A 21,700-nucleotide genomic window follows, 5' to 3' on the forward strand; every position below is an offset into this window, starting at 1 on the left:
CGGGCCTTATCGGCCGTCCCGATCGTCCAGGCCCATACGCGCGGTGATGCCGTCGAGCAGGCACCCGAGTGTCCACGCCACGGGGTCGGCGGGGCCGGCGCCGGTGCGGCCGTGGAACCAGCGCGTGAAGGCGGGATAGCGACTGTCCGCGAGCAAGGGTTCCACCAGGGGCTTCGCCGCCTCGGCGAGCTGCTGGTCGGTGGCGAGTCCGACGCGGGTCCGCATGCGCCGCTCCTCGGCCACCTGCAGGGCGGCGCCGAACAGATGGCCGTCCACCGCACCGGTCAGCAGTGAGAGGTCGTCGGCGGACAGACCGAGCGATTCGAGCATCGCGAAACGGAAATCGAAGTAGCGCAGCGCATTCGGTCCCAGCGGGGGGCGGGTGTGGACGAGTTCGCCGAACCAGAGGTGGCGCTGGATGACAGTCCAGGTATCCAGCGCGAGGCGTTCCAACGCGCCTCGCCAGTCCGAATGCGCCGCCGGAGCCGGAGCGTCGGCGAGCGGCACCTCGCCGTAGACGGCGTCGATCATCAGATCGACCAGCCCATCCTTGCTGCCCACGTACCGATACAGCGACATCGGCGTGGACGCGCCCACCGCCTGGGCCACCCGGCGCATCGTCAGCGCCCGCGCGCCCTCGGCATCGGCGATCGCCATTCCCGCGCGCAGAATCTCGGCCCGGCTCAGATTCGTCGTCGGCCGGCCGGGCGGTTCCGGCAGGGACCAGATGAGCGGTCCCGGCACTTCCTCGGTCACCGTGCACACCTCCTTGCCGGAATTCAACCACCGGTGTACAACGTACACATGATGTACGACGTACACTCTGATCCGGTCCTCATCGTCGGCGGCGGATTGACCGGCCTGACCGCGGCCTTGTTCCTGCGCCATCAGGGCGTACCGTCGGTGCTGGTCGAGCGCCGGGCCACCACCTCGGCCCAGCCGAAGGCACGCCGGATCAATATCCGGACGATGGAGCTGTTCCGCCGGATCGGCATCGCCGCGGCCGTCGAAGACGCCGCCCGTGGACTCTCGGCACATCAGGCGATGGCGGCGGGGCCGACACTGGCCCGCGCCGAACGGTTACCGTTCACCTTCCCCGGCGGGCTGCCGGACTGGGACGCGATCACACCCGCCGCGGCGTGTCTGTGCGCACAGGATCTGCTGGAGCCCACTCTGCGCGAACTGGCCGAGGCACGCGGCTGCGATATCCGCTTCGGTGTCGAATGCGTCGACGTCACCGAGGACGCCGCGGGTCTCACCGCGACCCTGCGCACGGCTCCGGATCGCGTCGACACCCTGCGAGCGTCGTACCTCGTCGCGGCGGACGGTGCGCACAGTCCGATCCGCGAGCGACTGAAGATCGGCCGCCACGGCCGCGGCACCCTCGGCCGCGCCGTGAACGTGTACTTCCGCGCGGATCTGACGGAGTGGGTGCGGGGCCGCGAATTCAACCTCTGCCAGATCGAGAACGACCGCGTCCCCGGCGCTTTCGCCTCGGTGGACGGCGCACACCGATGGATCTTCACCAGTTCGGCGGAGGTCGACCACCCCGCCGCCCGGTGGCCCGAACTGCTGCGAGAGGCCATCGGGGTCTCCGATATCGATGTGGAGGTGTTGAGCGTATTGCCGTGGGAGCCGGGAATGTTCATCGCCGATACATTCCGATCGGGCCGGGTGTTCCTGGCCGGCGACGCGGCGCATGTGATGCCGCCGTACGCGGCCGCGGGCGCCAACACCGGCATCCAGGACGGCCACAACCTGGCCTGGAAACTGGCGCTGGTCCTGCGCGGCGCGGCGCCGGCACACCTGCTCGACAGTTACGACCTCGAGCGCCGCCCCGTCGGCCGGTACATCGCCGATCAATCGAGCATCCGAACCGCCGACCTGCGCACCATGACTCGCGAATCCACCGACGGCACGCCGCTCGCCGACCCGATCGCCCTGATCCTCGGCACTCGATATCCCGCCGGCGCGTTCGTCGACGACGGCAGCACGCACACCATGGACCATCTGGATCTGACCGGGCAGCCCGGTACCCGGCTGCCCCACCGCTACCTCGCCGCCGGCCGCTCCACGCTCGATCTGATCGGCACGGCGTTCACGCTGCTGGTCGGTCCGGAGGCGCCGGACCGGGAGTTCGACGCGCAGCCTGTCGAGATCGTCCGCATGGACCGGTCGTGGTGCGCCACCACCGGATTGACGCCGACGGGCGCGCTGCTGGTCCGCCCGGACCAGGTGATCGCGTGGCGGGTTCCGGTCGCACCGGCCGATCCCGCCGCGGCCTTCCGGTCGGCCTGGGCCCGAATCATGGACGGCACCGATCACGAACCCGAGCGCGGCGGCCGCTCGACCGCCATCCACACGGACGCTTGACCTGAAGTTTACTTCAGCTTCTAGGTTGGCTGTAGCCGAAGCGAACACGACACAGGAGACAGCCATGACACAGCGCCCGACTCTCGACGACCCCGCAGCCCGCACCACGGCACAGCGGGTGGCCGCGCATTTCGCCGCGGAATTGCAGCGCGCGGGCGAGACCGGCGACGCCGATCTCTACGACCACTCCTTCGCCGCGGATGTGCTGTGGGGCAGCCCGTTCGGCGCCACCGTCGTCGGTTACGACCAGCTCAATCCGATTCACCACCGCCTGATGGCCGGACAGGTGGCGCCGCCCTCGACCTTCGAGGTGGTCGCCGCGACCACGCCGGCGCCGGGCGTGGTGGTGGCCCAGATCCGCAGGCAGGCAGTCGATCCCGACGGCTTCTCCGAGACGGCCATGTACGTGCTGGTGGAACGGGACGGGCGATGGTGGCTCGCGGCCGCCCAGAACACCCCGTTCCAGCCGGAGAAATCGGCACTGGGACGCACGGCGTAGCCGCCGTCACCCGGAAGCGCCGAAGACGAACCTCGGGAAATCGCCGACCGGGAGGTAGCCGATCTCCTGATAGATCTTGTTGGAGGTCGGATTGGCGAGATCGGCGAACAGACATACCTGGGAGCCGCTGTCGCGCAGCACTTTCGACACCTGCGCGGTGGCGGCGGCAGCGTACCCGCGGCGGCGGAATTCGGGAGGGGTGTAGACCGGCCCGATCCGGGTCCAGCCGTATGCGCGCCGCTGATGCGCGACCACGGAGACCGCCGCACCCTCGTCCTCCCACAGCCACCACTGCCCCGCGGCGATCCGATCGGGCACGGCACGCGGATCCGGGCCGATATCCTCCTCGCGGCGCATGCGTTCGGCCAGGCGCACACACACATCGGTATCGAATTCGCCGGCGCGGCGGACACGTCCCGGAACAGCAGGGATGCGCAACTCCCCGAGGCGATACAGTCGCGTCGTCCACTGCGGCCGAAACGCGATGCCGGACAGGCGTTGCCAGTGCACGGCGAATTCCGACGCGGAGTGCGGATCTCCCTCGACGGCCACGACGGCGGGGTCGCGATCGAACAGGGCCGCGGCCAGCCCCGTCGCCGCCGTGGCGGGAATGTCACCCAGGTACGCGCCGTACCCGGGCGTATTCATGGCGACCCCCAGCACCGTGTCGCCCTCGCAGACCATGGCGAAGACCGGATCGACCGTTATCGCCCCGGCGGCGCAGTTGCGGAGCATCGTGGCAATGACCGTGTGCCGCAGCGGGTCTCGCGCCAGGCAGTCGCCCGCGCGGGCACGGAGTTCGAACGGGTCCGTGGTCAGCTCGATCCTCATGCCGCCAACGGTAGGCCCGTCGGATCAGCCGGCCCACCGATTTTCCGCGACGGCGGGGATCCTCAGGCCGATTGTTGCCCGTCGGCGCGGAGTTTCAGCAGGACCAGACCGGCCGTGCAGGCCAGAATCAGTCCGGCAACGGTGATTTCGACACGAAGACCCGCGATGCCGAGCACCGCGCCGACCAATCCGCCGAGGAAGATCAACCAGGCCGCGATGCGGGATGTGATCGACCAGGCGCTGCGCCCGGATTCGGCGGCAGCCGAATCACCCTGCGACACCGCGCGCGTGGGGGATGTCGAATAAGCTCCCATCACTACTCCTCGATGACGCCCACCGAGACTGTCGAAACGTCCGTTTCACCCGGTAAATAACACGCGTCTCACATGTAACTTCGCTCACACGGTACGTGCCCGACACCGAATCTCCACGCGACACGTGCCCGCGACACGCTGAACGTAACTACTTCGTTATGTGAAGTATTGGCTTTTCACGTTACCGTCCGGTATTTTGCGGACCGACCGGCATGCCTGGCCCCGGGTGCGGCTCTCGGTTACTGTGAGTCCACTCGGAAACAGTTTGAGGGAGCACCACATCCATGGACGACAGGGCGAGCACGGGGGATCGCGCCGATGAGGAGACCCCGGGCCGCCTGAACATGAAGGTCGCGGGTCCCGCAATGGCCGCCGGTGCGGTATCGCTGGGTTTGGTGTTGATCGGAGCCTGCGGAATCGGTCACAAGGACGTCTATGTCGCCCCGCCGCCGCTCGCCGCGGATCTGCAGGTGGCCACCACCCCCATCACGCGCAGCGGCACCACCACCGCCCCCGCGGTGATCATTCCGCCCTCTCCCTCCTGGCGTGTCGCGGCGAATACCCCGGCCCGGCGCACCACCTCCGCCACGGCGACCAGCACCACGACCGAGGCCGATCCGAGCTACACCGCGTTCGCACCGCCCGTGCCGACCACCACCACGACGACGCAGACTCCCCCTCCGACCACGGAACCGTCCGCTGGCGAACCGTCCGCCGATTCCGACACCACGACGACCACGCGGCCCCATCACACACCGCGCACGGTCGAGGAATCCGCACCGACGGCCGATCCCTATCTCGCGCCGACCACCGAGGACGCCGGCAACTGATCCGCACGGCGAAAAGGGTGGCGGCCGCGCGGATTCGCGACGACCGCCACCCTCCCCGGTGAACCGGCGTACGGATCAGAGTTCGGCCAGGCCGTAGTCGCCGACCCGGCTGCTCAGGACACCCAGATGTTCGCGGCGGCCACCGAAGGTCTGGTCCACGGCGGTGAGCCGGGCGACGTAGTGGCTGACCGGATATTCGGTGGTGATACCGATTCCGCCGTGCATCTGCACCGCTTCCTGCCCGATGTGGCGGGCGCCGCGGCCGACCTGGAGGCGGGCCCGCGACAGCGCGATCGGATCGACCGTGCCCTCGGCCAGCGAGGCGGTCGCGTAGAAGCTCATGCTGCGAGCCAGTTCCATCGCGACGTACATGTCGGCGGCGCGCTGGGTCAGGGTCTGGAACTTCGAGAGCGTGACCCCGAACTGCTTGCGCGTCTTCAGATATTCGGTGGTCAGACGCAATGCCTCGCCCATCGCGCCGATCGACTCCGCGCACAGGCTCGCCTGGGCGGTCGCGATGGCGGTGGCGACGGCCTCCGTGGCGTCGCCGGCCTCGGCCGCGCCGAGCAGTTCGGCCGGCGCCGAGGCGAATTCGATCTGCGCACCCCGGCGTTCGTCGAAGGTGCGGTAGGAGGTGCGGGTCACCCCCTCGGCATCGGCGGCCACCAGGAACAACCGCAGCACGCCGTCGGATCCGAGCGCGGTGACGACCAGCTCGTCGGCGCAATCACCCGGCACCCGGCTTTTCACACCGGAGAGGCGGTAGCCGTCGCCGTCTGCGGTGGCCGTGGTCGTCACCGTGAGATCCGGCCAGCGCGAACCGGCCTCCTCGTGCGCGAAGGCCAGCAGCCGGGAACCGCCGGCCACCTCGGGCAGAATCCGCTGCCGCTGCTCGGCGGTGCCGAGGGAAGCGATCAGGCCACCGGGCAGCAGGACCGCGTCCAGCAGCGGTTCCGGGGCGAGACGGCGGCCGACCTCCTCCATGACGACCATCGTCTCCACGGGGCCCGCGCCGACTCCGCCGTCCTCCTCGCTGAAAGACAGTCCGAGGACACCCAATTCGGCCAGCTGCGACCACACGTCGCGACTCCAGCCGAGTTCGGTGTCGAGCACCTTCAGCCGGCTCTCCGGGTCGTAGGCACGGGCCAGCAGATCACGCACCGTCTCACCCAGCATGACCTGTTCATCGGTCAATTCGAAATCCATGGCAGCGCCTCACAATCCGAGGATGGTGGAGGCGATGATGGTGCGCTGCACCTCGTTCGAGCCTCCGTAGATGCTGGTCTTGCGGTAGTTCAGATAGGTGGGGCCGGTGCGCTGCGCCCAATCCGGCGCGGCGATGTCGTCGGCGCCGACCGGCACCGCGTCCGGGCCCGCCACATCGAGCATCAGCTCGGTGGCCGCCTGCTGCAATTCGGTACCGCGCAACTTCAGCACCGACGACACCGGATTCGGTTTGCCCTCGGCGGAATTGGCCACCACCCGCAACAGCGTCAGTTCGAGCGCCAGCAGTTCGTTCTCCAACTCGGCGACACGCGTGGCGAAAACCGGATCCTCCAGCAGGGTGCCGGAACCCGTCGCGATCTGTGCCGCATGCTTTTTCGCGGTGGCGATAACCACCTTGGTGCGGCCCACGCCGGCGATACCCGTGCGCTCGTTGCCGAGCAGGAATTTCGCGTACGTCCAGCCCGCATTCTCCTCACCGACCAGTTGATCGGCGGGCACCCGCACGTTTTCGAAGAAGACCTCGTTGACCTCGTGCCGGCCGTCGATCAATTTGATCGGCCGCACGGTGACACCGGGCGATTTCATATCGAAGAGCAGCATCGAAATACCGGCCTGCTTCTTCGGCGCATTCGGATCGGTGCGCACCAGGCAGAAGATCCAGTCGGCGTACTGAGCCAGCGTGGTCCAGATCTTCTGGCCGTTGACGATGTAGGAATCACCGTCACGCACCGCGGTGGTGCGCAGCGACGCGAGATCGGATCCGGCGTCGGGCTCGGAGAAGCCCTGGCACCACCAGATATCGAGGGCGGCGGTCGGCGGCAGGAAGCGCTGCTTGAGTTCTTCGGAGCCGAATTGTGCGATGACCGGGCCGATCATGTTCGCGTTGAAGGTCAGCGGCTCGGGCACGCAGGCCAGCTGCATCTCGTCTTCCCAGATGTGGCGCTGCATCGAGGTCCAGTCCTGGCCGCCCCACTCCACCGGCCACTTCGGCACCGCGATGCCCTTGGCGTGCAGGAGTTTGTGGGCGGTGACGATGTCCTCGCGGGAGAGTTCCCGGCCGTTTTCGACCTTGTCCCGGATCTCGGCCGGTATCTCGGTCCGAAAGAACGTGCGTAGTTCGTCCCGGAAGGCCACCTCGTCGGGTGACAGGGCAAGTTTCATGGGCATCTCCCACCGTATTTCGTAGGTCCGAATCGAATCTACGCCTCGAATCGAACCGGTCGTCGACGGGATCATAAACGACGAATCGCGCACGATGCCGCGATCCCGAGCGGTCCGGTTCCCCCGCCGGTACGAAGGAACCTTTAGGTTGCGGCGAAATGCCCGTACGCTGCGCAATTCCCCACGAGTGGAATAAGTTAATGATAATTCGCATGCATTCCGCCGAATTCCCCACGACGGGAAACGCGCCCGCCCGTCGACGCCGCGGCACCCGGCATCCGGGGCCGGTTTGCCGTTTCAGCAAGTTTTCTTGCCGCCACTCCGGACCATTGGTGATCCTGGGAGCAGGCGCCGACAGGGGCGCCCCGAGCGACGAGGAGTCTCATGTCCGCCACATCACCCACCGAGGCCGCGGTGTTCTGGGAGCAGCGGTATCGCGACAACGACCGGGTCTGGAGCGGTAATCCGAATCCCTTGCTGGTGCGCGAGACCACGGACCTGCGGCCCGGCCGCGCATTGGATCTGGGCTGCGGCGAAGGCGCCGACGCGGTCTGGCTGGCCGGTCAGGGCTGGCAGGTGACCGGCGTGGACATCTCGCAGACCGCGCTGGAGCGCGCCGCGGCCCACGCCGGCCAGGCCGGCCTGGGCGATCGCATCTCGTGGCAGCGACACGAACTCGGGCGCAGCTTCCCGGACGGCAGCTACGACCTGATCAACGCCCAGTTCCTGCAGTCACCGGTGGCCCTGGACCAGGACGGCGTGCTCCGCCGCGCGGCCGACGCGGTGGCGCCCGGCGGCACCCTGCTGATCGTCATGCACGCCGGATGGCCCACCTGGATGACGCCCGACGAGTACCCGTTCGAGGCCGTCTTCCCCACCCTCGACGGTGTCCTGCACGCCCTGCACCTCGGCGACGAATGGACCGTTCGCACCTGCGAGCCGGTCGAACGCGCACTGACCTCCCCGGACGGCCGTTCCGGCACCCGGGTCGACAATGTCTGGCGCCTCTCGCGCGCCGCGGCGGCCCCTAACTAGCTGCGCGGCTTGCGGCGGTCGTATTTCCGCGGACCTTCGCGGCGCGGGCCGCGGCTCAGGGAGCGATGGGACGGCGCGCCCTGGTCCAGCTGCAACTGGATCAGGACACCGCTGATCCTGGTGCGGCGCAACGCATCCAGAGTTTCCGACGACAGATCCGCGGGAAGTTCCACGAGGCTGTGGTCGGGGCGGATGCTGATGTGGCCGAAGTCGCTACGACGCAGACCGCCCTCGTTGGCGATGGCGCCGACGATCGCGCCGGGCACCACCCGGTGCCGTTTGCCGACCGCGATGCGGTAGGTGGCCATCTCCGCGCCGGTGGCCCGGTGGTGCTGCGGCCCGCCCTCCGGGCGGCGCTCGCGATCCTCTCGGGGGGCACGTTCGCGACGCGGCGGGCGGATCGGCTCAGCCTCGGCCTCCATGAAGAAGTTCTCGCCGTCGTGGCCGCCCACCGCCAGGGCGGCGGCGATGTCGGCGAGCGGGATGTTGTGCTCGGCCTCGTAGTCCTCGATCAGCTTGCGGAACAGCGCGAGATTCGACGACGCCAGATTCTCGGTGATCGCGTCGTGGAATTTGACCACGCGCTGAGCGTTCACGTCGTCGACGCTGGGCAGCTGCATCTCGGTCAGCGGCTGGCGGGTGGCGCGCTCGATCGCATCCAGCAGGCGGCGTTCGCGCGGCGCGACGAACAGCAGCGCCTCACCGGTGCGTCCGGCCCGGCCGGTGCGGCCGATGCGATGCACATAGGACTCGGTGTCGTGCGGGATGTCGTAGTTGACCACATGCGAGATGCGGTCGACATCGAGTCCGCGCGCGGCCACATCGGTGGCGACCAGGATGTCGAGGGCGCCGGACTTCAGCTGGCCGATGGTGCGTTCGCGCTGGTTCTGCGCGATGTCGCCGTTGATCGCGGCGGCCGAGTAGCCGCGCGCGCGCAGTTTCTCGGCCAGTTCTTCGGTGGCCTGCTTGGTGCGCACGAAGAGGATCATCGCCTCGAACGGCTCGACCTCGAGAATCCTGGTCAGCGCGTCGAGTTTGCGGTGATGCGATACGTGCACCCAGCGCTGCGAGATGTTGGTGTTGGTCGAGGTCTTGGACTTGACCGTGATCTCGACCGGATCCTTGAGGTACTGCTTGGAGATCTTGCGGATCACCGACGGCATGGTGGCCGAGAACAGCGCCACCTGCTTCTCCGCGGGAGTGTCGCGCAGAATGCGTTCGACGTCCTCCTGAAAACCCATCTTCAGCATCTCGTCGGCCTCGTCGAGCACGAGATACCGCAGCTCGGTGAGGTCGAGGGTGCCACGCTCGAGGTGGTCGATGACCCGGCCCGGCGTGCCGACGACGACCTGCGCGCCGCGGCGCAGACCCTGCAACTGGACCGCGTAGTTCTGACCGCCGTAGATCGGCAGCACGTGGATTCCCGGCAGATGCGACGAGTAACGGCCGAACGCCTCGGCCACCTGGATCGCCAGTTCACGGGTCGGTGCGAGCACCAGCGCCTGCGGCGGCTTCGGCCGCTTCTCCAGGCCCATCAGAATCGGGATGGCGAAGGCCGCCGTCTTACCGGTGCCGGTCTGGGCCAGGCCGACGACATCGGCGCCCGCGAGCAGCGGCGGAATGGTGGCCGCCTGGATCGGGGAGGGGGACTCGTAGCCGACATCGGCGATCGCCGCGAGCAGCCGATCGTCGATGCCGAGATCGGCGAACGACGGCTCGGTCGCGCCGGCCGTGACATCCGCTCCGCTACCGTCGCGAGACCCGGTGGCGGCGTCCGCGGGCCCTTCGTGGTTGCGCGCGTCTGCGCCTTCGGGCCTGTCGTCCCCGCCGCCGGGCACGCTGTCGACCGATGAGTTGTTCATATTGACCAGCAGTTTAATGCCTTGCGGTGGCCGCCCGGACCATCGGGCCAATACGGTGAGACCTATGCAACCGCAGCCGCCGCCCTCGCGCGCCGTTCCGGAGCCCGCCGAACCCCTGCGGCCCACCGCATCTGCGCCCGCCGAGCCGAATTCTCCGGGCGGCGCCGGAGCGCGCGTGAGTGACGAATCCGACACCGCCGACGCACCCGGAACGACCCGGGCGCACACCGCCGAACCGATCGGCAGCCCTGTCCCGATCGTGATCACCTACTCGACGACCGCGGAGGCGGGGCGGCCCGCGCCCGCGGTGGCCGGTGAACTCGAACCCCGGCCCGCCGCCCGACCGGCGCCCACCCCGGCTCCGGCGCAAGCGGTCGACATCGCGGTCGTCCAGTTCGGGCCCTATACCGACAAGGCCGCCAATCTCGCCGCGCTGCGCGACCATGTTCGCGCCGCTGCCGAACACGGCGCGAAAGTGGTTGTCGCTCCGGAGTATTCGATGTTCGCCGTGAAGCGGCTGGACGAACGGGTAGTGGCGGCGGCCGAACCGATCACGGGCCCGTGGGCGAGCGAATTGCGCGGGCTCGCCGCGGAATTCGGCGTGCACGTGGTCGCCGGCGTCGTCGAGGCGCCGGGCGGGCAGATCACCGACCGGATCTACAACACGCTGATCGCGGCCGGTCCCGATGCCGAGTTCGCGGCGATCTACCGCAAGGTGCATCTCTACGACGCGTTCGGATTCCGCGAATCGGAGGTGGTCGCCCCCGGCCCGATCGAGGATCCCGCCACCTTCACCGTCGACGGCGTCACCTTCGGTCTGCAGACCTGCTTCGACCTGCGCTTTCCGGAGGGCTGCCGCCGGGTGGCCGCCGCGGGCGCGCAGGTGTTGCTCCTTCCCGCGCAATGGATTCCGGGACCGGGCAAACTCGATCAGTGGACCACGCTGCTCCGCGCTCGCGCGATCGAGAACACGGTCTACGTGGCCGCCGCCGACCACTGCGCCCCGCGCGGTGCGGGCGCGTCGATGATCGTCGACCCTTCCGGCAATCCGCTGGCCGAACTCGGTGATGCCCCCGGCATCGCCACCAGCCGCGTCGACCTCGATCACCTGCGCCAGATCCGCACCACCAACCCCAGCCTGAGCCTGCGCCGATTCACCGTCGAGCCATAGACTGGACGGCACCATGATCTATCCGGATCGTCGGTCGGCCGGTCGCACGCTGGGTGAATCGCTGTCGCACCTGCGGGCGTGGCATCCTCTCGTGCTGGGACTGCCGCGCGGCGGGGTGCCGGTCGCGGCCGCCGTGCGCGAGGTCATCGGCGGAGATCTGGATGTGCTGCTCGTCCGGAAACTCGGCGTGCCGTGGCAACCCGAACTGGCGATGGGGGCGATCGGCGAGGACGGGGTCCGGGTTCTCAACGACGACGTGGTGCGGCAGACCGGCGTGCGATCCGAACAGATCGCCGCCGTGGAGGAGGCCGAGCGCGCGGAATTGTCCCGCCGGCAGCGGATGGTGCGCGCGCAGGTGCCGCGAGTGCCGATTCACGATCGCGCGGTGGTGATCGTCGACGACGGGATGGCCACGGGCGCGACGGTCGCCGCGGCGTGCCGCGTGGCGCAATCGCACCGGCCCCGCTGGATCACGGTGGCGGTGCCGGTGTCCTCGATCGAGGCGATCGAGCGGCTGCGCGGCCTGGCCCGGGAGACGGTGTGCCCGCTGATTCCGCGTTCCCTCGGCGGGGTCGGCGGGGCCTATCGCGATTTCCATCAACTCGACGACGAGGAAATGCTGGACCTGTTGCGCACGGCGCACCAGCCCGGCCGCTGAGGATGCGGGTGCGAATCACTCGGTCTCCGAGTCGATCTCGCGCACCCCTTTCCGATGCCGCTGCGCGAGGTCGGCGTAGTACCCGGGGTTGATCCTGACCCAGTTCTCGGCCTGGGTGCCGGCGAGGGGACGTTTGACCTCGGCCGGCGCTCCCGCCGCCAGGACTCCCTCGGGGATTTCGGTTCCGGGCTGGACCAGCGAGTGCGCGGCGATCATCGAACCGGCGCCGATCGTGGCCATATCGAGCACCGTGCTGCCGTTGCCGACGATCGCCTCGGCTCCGACGCTCGCGCCGTGCAGGACCACGCTGTGCGCGATCGTGGCGCCGGGCCCCACCTCCACGGGCACGTCGGGCGGGGTGTGAATCACGGTGTTGTCCTGCACATTCGCCCGCTCGCGGACGATGATCGGCGCGAGGTCGGCGCGCAGCACGGCGCCGTACCAGACCGAAGCGTTCGCCTCCACGCGCACATCGCCGATCAGGGTGGCGGTCGGCGCGATGAACGCGGTCGGATCCACCTGGGGGCGTTTACCTTCGAATTCGTAGCAGGGCATGCGTTCTCACCATTCGTTGTCGTCGGCGACCACTCGTTCCGCGGCCGCGACCATCGGGCGCAATTGCGCGGCAAAGGTTTCCGCGGTGACGCCGACGATATCGACCTCCGCGCGGGTGCGGACCGCGTAACGGCCGTCGCCGGTGACGTCGATCCAGCACAGCACGCCGAGCGGGCGCATGCTGTCGTCGGCGCGACGCGCGGAGACCACGATCTGACCGATGCCGTCGCGGGGCTGCTTGAGCAACCGCCGCATCCGCGCCGTGGTGGAGGGACCGGCGACCGGCACGGTCACCAGATCGCGACTGTCCTCGCGCACCCGGTCCAGCGGTGCGGTGCGGCGCGGTTCGGCCCCGGCCGGGCATTCCGGCAGCAGCGAGACCACCCGGGCCGCGAGGGTGCCCGAATTCCCGACGAACAGCCGCACGTCGCCGCCGCGATCGGGCGCGCTGCCGTGGCGCTGGGCCGCGACCACGGTGATGTGACCGGCGGCCGCGCCCAGCACCCGGACGGGCCGAGCCTCCCCCGCGCCGTGTTCGCCGAACACCTCGACGCATACGGTGGGCCGGGCGAGCAGTCGCAGCGCCGCCTCCAGATCGGGGTCCACGGTGCGGTCGCACCATTCGGTCAGCTCCGGGAGCTGCGCGGCCCGTTCGGCACTGTCGCGGGCGGACAATCGCACGGCGAGCGGATACGGGATCCGGTCACCGTCGATCCGTTGCCACGCCATCGCGAATTGATCGGGCGTCAGCGTCCATTTCACCGCCGCCGGACCGCCTCGGCTCCGGCCGTGACCCCGCGGTCAGTCATCCTCGGACCATTCGCCCAGCACGGGTGGGGTGGTCGGGTCGAGGTGCCCGACCAGTTCGCCGCCCGGCTCGGCCGGTTCGAGGAAGGTCGGCTCGTCGTCGAATTCGGAGTAGTAGTCCTCGTCCTCGTCGACACGGCGGATCGGCTTCGCCGCCACCGGGGTCGACGGTCCCTGTCGCACGGCATCGCCCGCGGCGAACGCGCCCCCGGCCAGGCCGCCCACGATGCCCGCGCCCATGCCGGACATCGAGTCGGCGCCGGGGTTGCGGTCCTGGTCGTGGTCGTCGCGCTTGGTCGAATCGGAATTCTGCGCCGTCGACGCCGGGCCGGTGGCCGCCCCGGCGGGACCCACGGCGGCCGCGGGGACCACACCGGGAGCGAGCGGTGCCCCGGCCGCGGGCTGCGCGGCAACGGACGGTTTCGACTGCGCGACACCATGATTCGTGGTCGCTACCACCGGCACCTCGGAGACCGCGGCGGCGGGAAGCGTGGTGTTCACGGGAGTCGTGATCGGTGTCGCGGGCTCTACGAGCGTCGGTGCGACCGCGGCGGGCGCCACGGCCGGGGGCCGATCGGCGGCCGGCTGGTCACCGCCGGGCCGGTCGCCGCCCGGTTCGCTCGGCCGATCCGCCGGAGCCGCTTCCGGCCCCTGCGGTCCGTCCACGGTCGGCGTCACCCGAGAGCCCGTCACCCGGCCGACCAGATCCGCACTGCCGCCACCCGGTGCGGTCGCCTCGTCACCCGGTGGCACGACAGCGGGATTCGGATACATGCCGCCGTCGGGAAACGCCGGCACGCTGTCGCCGGTGCGCAGGAAGACACCGGCATAGACCGAATCCATCACCCGCACGGCGTCCTGCCGCACGTTCTCGGCGCTCTTCTGCACGACGACGTTGGCGGCCGCCTGTTTCGGATCCAGCAGTGCCGCTTCCAGATCCGGATGTGCGGTCACCTGTTGCGATACCGAGGCGCGCAATGTCTCGGCTGCGTCGTTGGCCTGCGCGAGTCGTTGTCCGACAACTGCCATCACATCGGACAGCTGCTGGCCCAGCCGTTCGAAGGCGGTCACCGCGTCGGCGGCCAGTTGCGCGGCACCACCGCGCCAGCCGTCGGCGATGGCGCCGCGGATTTCGGTATGCGCGGACTGGACGGCATCGGCCATCCCGGCCGCCGAACTCTGCCAGGCCTGGCGGCCGGCGGTGAGGATCTCGGGATTCAATTCCTGGACCCCACACTGGATTTCGCGATGGGTGAGGTTGTCGAACACCTCGACCGTCGGGGCGTAATCCGGGTCGGCATGCCCCTGCGCCGGCGGTGTTCCGTTGCCGCTGACCCTATGCATGTCCGACCCCCACCGGCTGCGACGGCTGTACCACGACCGCGGGTGGTGCGGTCTTCCCGATCGCCGCGGCGGCATCGGCATCGTGCTGGGCATAGGCGGCCGCGGCGGCACGCAGCGTCTGCGCCAATTGCCGTGCGGCATCGGCATATTCGCGTAACCGATCGACCGCGTCGGCGGCCTTGCTCTCGAAACCGCGGCGCAGCGACTGCCCCGACTCGAAGCCGCCGAATCCGGGCAGCGACGCGGCCGCGCCGAGGATGCGGATCTGCTGCTCGACCTGCTCGGCCAGTGACTCGTATCGACGCGCGCAGCGTTCGTGGGTGCCGTCGCCCACCAGTACGCCGTCGATCCACAGCTCTCCGTCGTCGACCGCCTGGGCCAGCGCACCGACATCGTTGCGCAGATCCCCGGCCTCTTGTGACTGCATCGCGGTCCCCCTTTCTCAACCCACTTCCGCGGCGCGGTAACGACGGTCCGCGACCTCGCGAATCCACTCCGCGATATCGGCGGTGACTGCCGCGTGCACCGGCTCGTGCAGCAAATCGTGCCCGGCATCGGTGTACTCGTGCAACCCCACCGACCGGTGCCGGGCCGACCATTCGCGCGCGGAGTCGATCGGTGCGCGACGGTCGTCCACACCGTGCAGCGCCAGGATCGGTAGTCCGGGTGGCAGGGCGGCGGGCGATTCGGCGGCCCGTTTCGGGGTGCCGGTCAGCACCATGCCCGCGCACCCGGCCATCTCCGGCAGCGACATCGACGCGAGACAGGTCGCCGCGCCCAGCGAGTGGCCCGCCAGGAACAGCGGCGGATCGGGCTGCTCGGCGCGCATCGCCCGCACCAGCGCGGCGGTGTCGGCCGCCAGTTCGGGGAGCGTTCCCGGCGCCGCCGGGTCGCCTTCGCTCAGCCCCTGACCCGCGGTGTCCAGACACCAGAGCTCGATCTCGCGCGCACCCAGGGCACGACCGAACCGATGGTAATGCCCGCTGTGCTGGCCGGTTCCGGGCAGGAACGCCACCACCGCCACCGGCCGCTCCACCGGCCACCGCCGATAGTGCAGTCGACCGCGGGCACCCTGGAAGTACGGCATCACCCCATTGTCACGGGCGGGTCGCCGGTGAGCGGGCCCGGCCCGGCGAAGTGAGACCGATATCCGACACGCCCCCCTCACGCCACGCCGTACGACCTCGAAAGATTACGCTGTTGCGCGACTCGGCACGCGAGCGGTGCGTCGGCCGCGTGCGGGTGTCCGGACTCAGGAGGGCCGCGATTGATTCTGTTCGGTGATCGTGTCGTGTGCAGCACCGATGACCTGGTGAGGGCAGCGCGCTGCGAATTCGCGCTGCTGCGCGCGCTCGATACCGAACTGGGCCTTGTCGTTTCGCCGAATCCGACCGATCCGGTGAGCTTTCCGCTGGGTTCGGACACACTGTCGGACGACGTGTTCGACGATGTGTACGCGGCTCTCGGCGCGGCCGTGATCGGCATCGATTCGCCGGCCGCCACGGCCACGGAATTGCGCCGCGCACACGAGCAGACCGTCGCCGCACTCGGCACCGACGCGCCGGCGATATTCGGGGCCACCTTCTTCGACGGATCCTTCGCGGCCGGATGCGCCGTCCTCGTCCGCCGCGACGACCTCACGCCGGTTCGGCCCCGGCGATCGGCGGCCGCGGCACTGCCCGACGTCGGCGCGACCGGCGAATCCGCGACAGCGGCCGCCGACGCCCCGGACCGCGACGCCGCGCCTACTCCGCATTCCTCCTTCATCCTGTACGTCCGTTCGATGTCGTCCGATGTCGCGGCGCTCATGGAGGCCGCGGCGTGTGCGCGCATGGTGCGCGCCAACGGATTCGACGTCGATCCGTGGGTCCGGATCCGGGATGCCGCGGGCGCGGAACGGATCTACGAGCTCGGTCCGGCCGAAACCGTGTACGCGGCGCGACGGATTCGGCTCGCCACGATCCTCGCCGCCAAACAGGACGAACTGCTGCCCGTGCAGTGGGGAGACCGCCGCTACCTCGCCTGCGGGCAATGCGCGAGCTGCACCGCCGAACTGGTGGCCGGGCGTGATCTGCTGCTGGTGGCCGGGATGCGACCGACGGTGCGTGCGCAGCTGCGCGATGCCGGCATCACCACGGTCGATCGCCTCGCCGCCGCGGATTCGTCGGTGACCGGCGTTGCGGTACAGACGTTTTCGACGCTGCGGCGGCAGGCCGAGCTGCAGTTGCGCCGCGAGCGTTCCGGGCGCCCGGCCTATGCGGTCACCGATGCGGCCGCGTTCGGCGAGCTGGCCCGGCCCGACACCGGCGACGTCTTCGTCTCGGTCGCCGGATCGGCCGTCGGCGTCGGAGTCGCCGCGCGCGGTGCGGACGGTGGCGAGGGCGTGTTCCTGTTCCACGCCTTCACCACGCACGATCCGGTGGCGCTGCTGGAATTTCTGGCCGACCGCCAGCAGCACCATCCCGACCTGCGGATCTACCACTTCTGTTCGCCGATCCGGACGCTGCTTGCCGACCTGTGCGCACGCTGCGGCGCCGACGAGGAGACCGCCGACGAGCTGCTCGGCGCGCTGCTGGACCTGTATCCGATCGTGCGTTCCGCGCTGCTGATCGGCGCCCGGTCCTATGATCTGCCGGAAGTACTCGGCCTGCTCGACCCCGAGGCGGAACCGGTTCGCGCCGATCTCGAATCCTCCTGTGCGGCAACGCTGCGGCTGCGCGAGCGACTGTGCGAACTCGCCGCCGAGCACGACATCCAGCCCTGCCCGGTCCCCCGCCGCACCCTCGCCGAACAACCGGCCGCGGTGGAGGCGGCGCTGCGCGAATTCGCCTTCGACTACGACGACACTCGCAGTGCCGGACAGCAAGCCGCCGCGATGATGGCCGCGGTCCTGGGTTATCACCGGCGCGAGCGTCAGCCGCTGCACTGGGCGCACGAGGACCGCCTGCATCGGCCGATCGGTGAATGGGCCGATACCCCGGGGGTTCTCGTCGCGGACTGGGCCAGCGTCGACACGAAATGGCAGCACACCGACGACCGGCCGATGCGGCGCTACCTGAAGCTGACCGGCAGGCTCGGCACCGGACGTCCGCCGCCTCCGGGCACCGCGGTACGCACGCTCTACGATTCGCCCGTCCCCGACCTGCCGGCCACCCCCGGCCGGCGCGCCACCGCGGCGGCGACGGTCCTCGGCTTCGCCCTCGACGACAACTTCGACGATGTGGTGCGGGTGGAGGAGCTGCTACCGCCGGGATGCGCACCCTACGACGAACTGCCGGTCGCCATCGTGCCCGATCCGCCGGGCCGCGACGACAATCTGGAACAGGCGCTGAACGCCGTGGCGCACGATCTGCTGGTCAGCCTGCCGGACGTCCCGCTGACGGCGGCCTTCGATGTGCTGTGCCGGCGGCGGCCCCGGCTGCACGGCGCGACCGCGCTGCCGCAGGTCTTCGGCGACTACGCGGCCGCGATCACCGCGGCGGTGCTCGATCTCGACCACTCGTATCTCGCGGTGCAGGGGCCCTCGGGCACCGGCAAACTCGACACCGCGGCGCGGGTGATCGAGCGGCTGGTGACCCGCTACAAGTGGCGCGTCGGGGTGGTGGCGCAAACACATTCGGCCGCCGAGGTGCTGCTCGACGCCGTGGTCCGCGTGGGCGTACTGCCCGAACTGGTCGCCAAATCGGATGTGCACACCGTGGCTCCGGAATGGCTGGGAATCGCCGCCGACCGCTATCCGCGCTTCCTCGACAACGCGGTGAACGGTTGTGTGATCGGCGGACTGACCGGCGATTTCACCGATCCCGACCAGGTGGCGCCGCAGAGTCTGGACCTCCTGGTGATCGCCGACGCCGGGTACTTCCCGCTGGCGCAGGCGATCGCGGTCGGCGCGTCGGCGCGCAATCTGCTGCTGATCGGCGATCCCGCTCCGCTGCCGGGTACCGGCCTGCATCCCGAGCGCGTCCACGAATCGGCCCTGGGTCGCATCGTCGGCGACAACCCCACGGTGCCCACGGCTTTCGGCTATTTCCTGGAGCGCACCTGGCGGATGCATCCCCAGGTGTGCGGGCCGGTGTCGTCGCTGCGCTACGGCCGCCGGCTGCGCTCCAACGAGACGGTCACCCTCGCCCGCGAACTCGAGGGCGTCGCGCCGGGTGTGCGAGCGGTGCCGGTCGAACATCACGGCAACAGCACCGAATCCGCGGAGGAGGCCCGCGAGATCGTCCGTCAGGTCCGGTCCCTGCTTGGCCGCACCTGGCGCCAGGGCGTACTCACGCGGCGGCTGCATCCGCACGACATTCTGGTGGTCACGCCCTATCACGCGCAGGTGGCACGCATTCGAATGCTGTTGTCGCGGGCCCGGATCGAGGACGTGGTGGTCGGCACCGCCGATCGCTTCCGCGGCCGGGAGGCGGCGGTCGTGCTGATCTCGATGACAACCTCGGCCCCCGCCGACGCACCACACGGAATGGACGATCTGCTCTCGCGGCATTGGCTGACCACCGCTGTCTCCCGGGCGATGTGGTCGGCGATCGTCGTGGCGTCGCCGCTGCTCACCGACTATCTGCCCGAAACCCCCGAACAGCTGCCCGATCTGGCCGCCTACCTCGAACTGACCGGGCGCGGCTAGCCGAAGTTGCGGCCCTCGCCCCGATACGTCGGCACCGTGGTGCGCCGGTCGTCGGCATCTACGATGTGGATGGCGTCGAAGCGTTCGCAGAGCTCACCGGCCTTGGCGTGGCGCATCCACACTCGATCCCCGACGGCCAGGTCCGCTGCGCCCGTGAACGGCGTCTGCACCTCGCCCGCACCCTCGGTGCCGATCAACCGTAACCCCTTGGGCCACACCGGCTTCGGCACTCGTGAGGCACCGGCCGGACCGGAGGCGATATAGCCGCCGGCGAAGACGGTGGCGATCTCGGCAGCCGGGCGGCGCAGCACCGGCAGCGCGAAATACAGCGCGGGACGAGGCGTGAACGCGCGATATCCGTCGAACAGCGTAGGCACATAGAGACCGGATCCGGCCGTCACCTCGGTGACCTCGGGTGCCGCCACACTCACCTCGATGGACCCGCTGCCGCCGCTGTTGACGATCTCGAGCTCACCGGCCACCGAACGCACGGCGTCGAGCACATGCGTACGGCGAGTGCCGATTTCGGCCGCGGAGAGCCGTTTGACCAGCCGCACCGCGGGATTGGTGTCGGGCAGGCCGGCGATCTGGGCCTCGTAGGTCATCACACCCACCACCCGGAAGCCGCGCTCGCGAGCGACCCGGGCCAGCCGCTCGGCCTGCTCCGGAGTCCGGATCGGCGATCGGCGCACTCCCAGGTGCAGCGGGCCGATCCGCAACGAGGCGTCGACGTCCAGGCACACCCGCGGGCTGATTCCGGCGCCACCGACCGCGGCGCGGATCAGATCCAGCTGGGCGACGTCGTCGATCATCAGCGTGATCGAGTCGAGCAGGGTGGCGTCGGCGGCCAATTCGGCCAGCGCGGCGCGATCGACGCTCGGATAGCCGAGCAGAATGTCGCGTGCCCCGTGTCCGGCCAGCCACAGTGCCTCACGCAACGAATAGGACATGATGCCGGCGAATCCGCCGTGGCCGGTGAGCTGCGATCCGAGCACTTCCTCGAGGACCGCGCGGCAGCGCACCGATTTGCTGGCCACCCGGATCGGCACGCCGCGGGCCCGGCGCACCAAATCTGCGGCGTTGGCGCGCAGGGCGCTCAGGTCCAGCGCGGCCAGGGGCGGATCGAGGTCCGCGGTGGCGGCGTGCAGGTCGGCGATGGGCGACGCGTCTGTCACCACATCAGCCAATCACGAAACTGGTCAAACGTCCAGGAGAACCCCGCGCGTCGTTACCGATCGACCGCCTTGGTGATCAGCGTGGCGACCAGATCGTCCAGCACCACGAGCGTGGTCTCGTCGTCACCGTCGGCGAGCCAGCGCAGCACGGCGCCCTGGATCACGGCCAGCACATACGCCGATATCGCCGCCACCGGCTCGATCCACTGGGTATCGGAACGCTCGGCACACGCGTACAGCGCCGCACCGACCTCGGCGTCCAGGTCGCGCAGCCACTCCGTCGCCGAGAGACCGGGGCAGTCGGCCTCGCCCTCCCAGCGGCGGCGTAAGGAACTGATCGTGAGATCCAGCGTGTGCACCTGCCGTTGCGGGGTGGCCCGGATGGCCGACCACATCGCACTCACGCCGGCATGCAGAACCACCCGCAACGCGCGCGTGCCCGTGCAGTCGCAGGCGGCCGACGCGGCGTCGATGGCCTCCTGCACGATCGGCCGCGGCCGGACCCGAATCATCTCTCCACTAGCGCTCAACGACGACTCCCTCGGCGAAAGAACTCGCGCACCTCGCCTGCGCGGCTCGCTCAACGGGCATCAGATCCGCGGTGATCTCTTCCGAGGTCTACCCCGGGCGGCCCGTTCAACATCCGTCAATGTTAGAGGGTTTTCGGGGATCGTGACCAGGTTCAACGGGTCATTCCGTACTGAAAGATTGTTTTGTTACCACCCCGACACATCCCGCGGTGGGGTTCGGCGGTGGATCCGCCACGGTCAGGGCGGCTGCCGCGCGGGCGCAAACGCTCAGAACTCTACGGCCTCGGGCCGGGAATCGTTATATCGATGTGGGCGAGCACACAGCTGAGCCATCGCCGCCCACCGTGTCGAACCCGCCGATAACCTGGAGTCGTGACAACGGTGCGCCCCGATCATCTCCACATTCCCGGCACCTTCAACTACCGCGACGTCGGCGGCCTGCGCACGGCGAGCGGGACCAAGATTCGCAGCGGAGTTCTGCTCCGGTCGGCTCAGCTGTGCCGGCTCGACGAACGCGGACACGACATCCTGCGCCGGCTCGGCGTCGCCACCGTGCACGATCTGCGCGGGCCCGGCGAGGCCGACCGGATGGGCGTCGACGTCCTTCCCGACGGCGTGCGGCTGGAGGTGACACCGTTCCACTCCGGGGTCGGCGCCGCCCGGGCCCCGCACGAGGCTCCGGAGGCGACGGCGCAGCC

At 69.6% G+C, this 21,700-nt stretch carries 21 protein-coding genes; 8 read left to right on the forward strand and 13 right to left on the reverse strand.

Annotation, left to right across the window (positions count from 1 at the left end):
• Positions 1-6: 6 nt before the first annotated feature.
• Positions 7-756: a TetR/AcrR family transcriptional regulator gene (locus NN2_RS26590; protein ID WP_245658858.1), complete on the reverse strand. Its 750-nt coding sequence runs from the start codon at positions 754-756 to the stop codon at positions 7-9.
• Positions 757-804: 48 nt separating this feature from the next.
• Here NN2_RS26590 and NN2_RS26595 point away from each other — a divergent pair, with 48 nt between their 5' ends.
• Positions 805-2,373: an FAD-dependent monooxygenase gene (locus NN2_RS26595; RefSeq protein ID WP_245658860.1), complete on the forward strand. Its 1,569-nt coding sequence runs from the start codon at positions 805-807 to the stop codon at positions 2,371-2,373.
• Between the two features lie 64 nt (positions 2,374-2,437).
• Positions 2,438-2,872, forward strand: a complete 435-nt coding sequence (locus NN2_RS26600; RefSeq protein ID WP_063016912.1) for an SgcJ/EcaC family oxidoreductase — start codon at positions 2,438-2,440, stop codon at positions 2,870-2,872.
• Positions 2,873-2,878: 6 nt separating this feature from the next.
• Here the strand turns inward: NN2_RS26600 and NN2_RS26605 are convergent, their stop codons facing one another.
• Positions 2,879-3,703, reverse strand: a complete 825-nt coding sequence (locus tag NN2_RS26605) for a GNAT family N-acetyltransferase (protein WP_063016914.1) — start codon at positions 3,701-3,703, stop codon at positions 2,879-2,881.
• 62 nt (positions 3,704-3,765) lie between these two features.
• Positions 3,766-4,017, reverse strand: coding sequence for a hypothetical protein (locus tag NN2_RS26610; protein ID WP_146098635.1), 252 nt, complete (start codon positions 4,015-4,017; stop codon positions 3,766-3,768).
• 284 nt (positions 4,018-4,301) lie between these two features.
• Between NN2_RS26610 and NN2_RS26615 the strand changes: the two genes are divergently transcribed.
• Positions 4,302-4,847 carry a hypothetical protein gene (locus NN2_RS26615; protein WP_063016918.1) on the forward strand — a complete coding sequence of 182 codons (546 nt, stop codon included), beginning with the start codon at positions 4,302-4,304 and terminating at the stop codon, positions 4,845-4,847.
• Positions 4,848-4,922: 75 nt separating this feature from the next.
• Here NN2_RS26615 and NN2_RS26620 read toward each other — a convergent pair whose 3' ends face one another.
• The gene (locus NN2_RS26620) at positions 4,923-6,053 is read right to left on the reverse strand and encodes an acyl-CoA dehydrogenase family protein (protein WP_063016920.1); all 1,131 of its coding nucleotides are present in this window, start codon (positions 6,051-6,053) and stop codon (positions 4,923-4,925) included.
• A gap of 9 nt (positions 6,054-6,062) precedes the next feature.
• Complete coding sequence (locus tag NN2_RS26625) at positions 6,063-7,235, reverse strand: acyl-CoA dehydrogenase family protein (protein WP_030514965.1); 1,173 nt, start codon at positions 7,233-7,235, stop codon at positions 6,063-6,065.
• Positions 7,236-7,619: 384 nt separating this feature from the next.
• On the opposite strand from NN2_RS26625, the gene NN2_RS26630 reads away from it, so the two are divergent.
• The gene (locus NN2_RS26630; RefSeq protein WP_063016922.1) at positions 7,620-8,270 is read left to right on the forward strand and encodes a class I SAM-dependent methyltransferase; all 651 of its coding nucleotides are present in this window, start codon (positions 7,620-7,622) and stop codon (positions 8,268-8,270) included.
• Here NN2_RS26630 and NN2_RS26635 read toward each other — a convergent pair.
• Positions 8,267-10,132 carry a DEAD/DEAH box helicase gene (locus NN2_RS26635; RefSeq protein ID WP_082857284.1) on the reverse strand — a complete coding sequence of 622 codons (1,866 nt, stop codon included), beginning with the start codon at positions 10,130-10,132 and terminating at the stop codon, positions 8,267-8,269. The two genes, NN2_RS26630 and NN2_RS26635, sit on opposite strands and share 4 nt — an antisense overlap.
• A 379-nt stretch (positions 10,133-10,511) precedes the next feature.
• On the opposite strand from NN2_RS26635, the gene NN2_RS26640 reads away from it, so the two are divergent.
• Together NN2_RS26640 and NN2_RS26645 are read left to right on the forward strand one after the other, a co-directional pair.
• Entirely contained in the window at positions 10,512-11,303 is a 792-nt protein-coding gene (locus tag NN2_RS26640) for a carbon-nitrogen hydrolase family protein (protein ID WP_063016956.1), read from the forward strand.
• A gap of 13 nt (positions 11,304-11,316) precedes the next feature.
• A complete protein-coding gene (locus tag NN2_RS26645; RefSeq protein WP_063016924.1) occupies positions 11,317-11,961 on the forward strand; it encodes a phosphoribosyltransferase in 645 nt (214 codons plus the stop codon).
• Between the two features lie 15 nt (positions 11,962-11,976).
• Here NN2_RS26645 and NN2_RS26650 read toward each other — a convergent pair whose 3' ends face one another.
• The 5 genes from NN2_RS26650 to NN2_RS26670 are packed head-to-tail and all read right to left on the reverse strand — an operon-like array spanning position 11,977 to position 15,754.
• Complete coding sequence (locus NN2_RS26650) at positions 11,977-12,516, reverse strand: gamma carbonic anhydrase family protein (RefSeq protein WP_063016926.1); 540 nt, start codon at positions 12,514-12,516, stop codon at positions 11,977-11,979.
• A 6-nt stretch (positions 12,517-12,522) separates the two neighbouring features.
• Positions 12,523-13,278 carry an ESX secretion-associated protein EspG gene (locus NN2_RS26655; protein WP_063016928.1) on the reverse strand — a complete coding sequence of 252 codons (756 nt, stop codon included), beginning with the start codon at positions 13,276-13,278 and terminating at the stop codon, positions 12,523-12,525.
• A 39-nt stretch (positions 13,279-13,317) separates the two neighbouring features.
• Entirely contained in the window at positions 13,318-14,667 is a 1,350-nt protein-coding gene (locus NN2_RS26660) for a WXG100 family type VII secretion target (protein ID WP_063016929.1), read from the reverse strand.
• Positions 14,660-15,094, reverse strand: coding sequence for a hypothetical protein (locus NN2_RS26665; RefSeq protein ID WP_063016931.1), 435 nt, complete (start codon positions 15,092-15,094; stop codon positions 14,660-14,662). The genes NN2_RS26660 and NN2_RS26665 overlap by 8 nt, the downstream gene beginning before the upstream one ends.
• A 15-nt stretch (positions 15,095-15,109) precedes the next feature.
• Complete coding sequence (locus NN2_RS26670; RefSeq protein ID WP_063016933.1) at positions 15,110-15,754, reverse strand: alpha/beta hydrolase; 645 nt, start codon at positions 15,752-15,754, stop codon at positions 15,110-15,112.
• Positions 15,755-15,958: 204 nt separating this feature from the next.
• Between NN2_RS26670 and NN2_RS26675 the strand changes: the two genes are divergently transcribed.
• Positions 15,959-19,297, forward strand: coding sequence for a bifunctional RecB family nuclease/DEAD/DEAH box helicase (locus tag NN2_RS26675; protein ID WP_245658862.1), 3,339 nt, complete (start codon positions 15,959-15,961; stop codon positions 19,295-19,297).
• Here NN2_RS26675 and NN2_RS26680 read toward each other — a convergent pair.
• Both NN2_RS26680 and NN2_RS26685 read right to left on the reverse strand, forming a co-directional pair.
• Entirely contained in the window at positions 19,294-20,472 is a 1,179-nt protein-coding gene (locus NN2_RS26680) for an amino acid deaminase/aldolase (RefSeq protein WP_063016957.1), read from the reverse strand. The genes NN2_RS26675 and NN2_RS26680 overlap by 4 nt on opposite strands.
• A gap of 53 nt (positions 20,473-20,525) precedes the next feature.
• Entirely contained in the window at positions 20,526-21,002 is a 477-nt protein-coding gene (locus NN2_RS26685; RefSeq protein ID WP_227462692.1) for a TetR family transcriptional regulator, read from the reverse strand.
• Positions 21,003-21,374: 372 nt separating this feature from the next.
• Between NN2_RS26685 and NN2_RS26690 the strand changes: the two genes are divergently transcribed.
• Positions 21,375-21,700, forward strand: a 326-nt coding sequence (locus tag NN2_RS26690; protein WP_245658863.1) for a tyrosine-protein phosphatase, incomplete at its 3' end; no start/stop codon positions are given.

The organism is Nocardia nova NBRC 15556 (genome assembly GCF_001613005.1).
Classification (GTDB): domain Bacteria; phylum Actinomycetota; class Actinomycetes; order Mycobacteriales; family Mycobacteriaceae; genus Nocardia; species Nocardia nova.

Bases quoted from the DNA above. Each gene is read 5' to 3' on its own strand.
- NN2_RS26595 (WP_245658860.1), top strand. From the start codon at position 805: ATGATGTACGACGTACACTCTGATCCGGTCCTCATCGTCGGCGGCGGA.
- NN2_RS26600 (WP_063016912.1), top strand. From the start codon at position 2,438: ATGACACAGCGCCCGACTCTCGACGACCCCGCAGCCCGCACCACGGCA.
- NN2_RS26605 (WP_063016914.1), bottom strand. From the start codon at position 3,703: ATGAGGATCGAGCTGACCACGGACCCGTTCGAACTCCGTGCCCGCGCG.
- NN2_RS26610 (WP_146098635.1), bottom strand. From the start codon at position 4,017: ATGGGAGCTTATTCGACATCCCCCACGCGCGCGGTGTCGCAGGGTGAT.
- NN2_RS26615 (WP_063016918.1), top strand. From the start codon at position 4,302: ATGGACGACAGGGCGAGCACGGGGGATCGCGCCGATGAGGAGACCCCG.
- NN2_RS26620 (WP_063016920.1), bottom strand. From the start codon at position 6,053: ATGGATTTCGAATTGACCGATGAACAGGTCATGCTGGGTGAGACGGTG.
- NN2_RS26625 (WP_030514965.1), bottom strand. From the start codon at position 7,235: ATGAAACTTGCCCTGTCACCCGACGAGGTGGCCTTCCGGGACGAACTA.
- NN2_RS26630 (WP_063016922.1), top strand. From the start codon at position 7,620: ATGTCCGCCACATCACCCACCGAGGCCGCGGTGTTCTGGGAGCAGCGG.
- NN2_RS26635 (WP_082857284.1), bottom strand. From the start codon at position 10,132: ATGAACAACTCATCGGTCGACAGCGTGCCCGGCGGCGGGGACGACAGG.
- NN2_RS26645 (WP_063016924.1), top strand. From the start codon at position 11,317: ATGATCTATCCGGATCGTCGGTCGGCCGGTCGCACGCTGGGTGAATCG.
- NN2_RS26650 (WP_063016926.1), bottom strand. From the start codon at position 12,516: ATGCCCTGCTACGAATTCGAAGGTAAACGCCCCCAGGTGGATCCGACC.
- NN2_RS26660 (WP_063016929.1), bottom strand. From the start codon at position 14,667: ATGCATAGGGTCAGCGGCAACGGAACACCGCCGGCGCAGGGGCATGCC.
- NN2_RS26665 (WP_063016931.1), bottom strand. From the start codon at position 15,094: ATGCAGTCACAAGAGGCCGGGGATCTGCGCAACGATGTCGGTGCGCTG.
- NN2_RS26670 (WP_063016933.1), bottom strand. From the start codon at position 15,754: ATGCCGTACTTCCAGGGTGCCCGCGGTCGACTGCACTATCGGCGGTGG.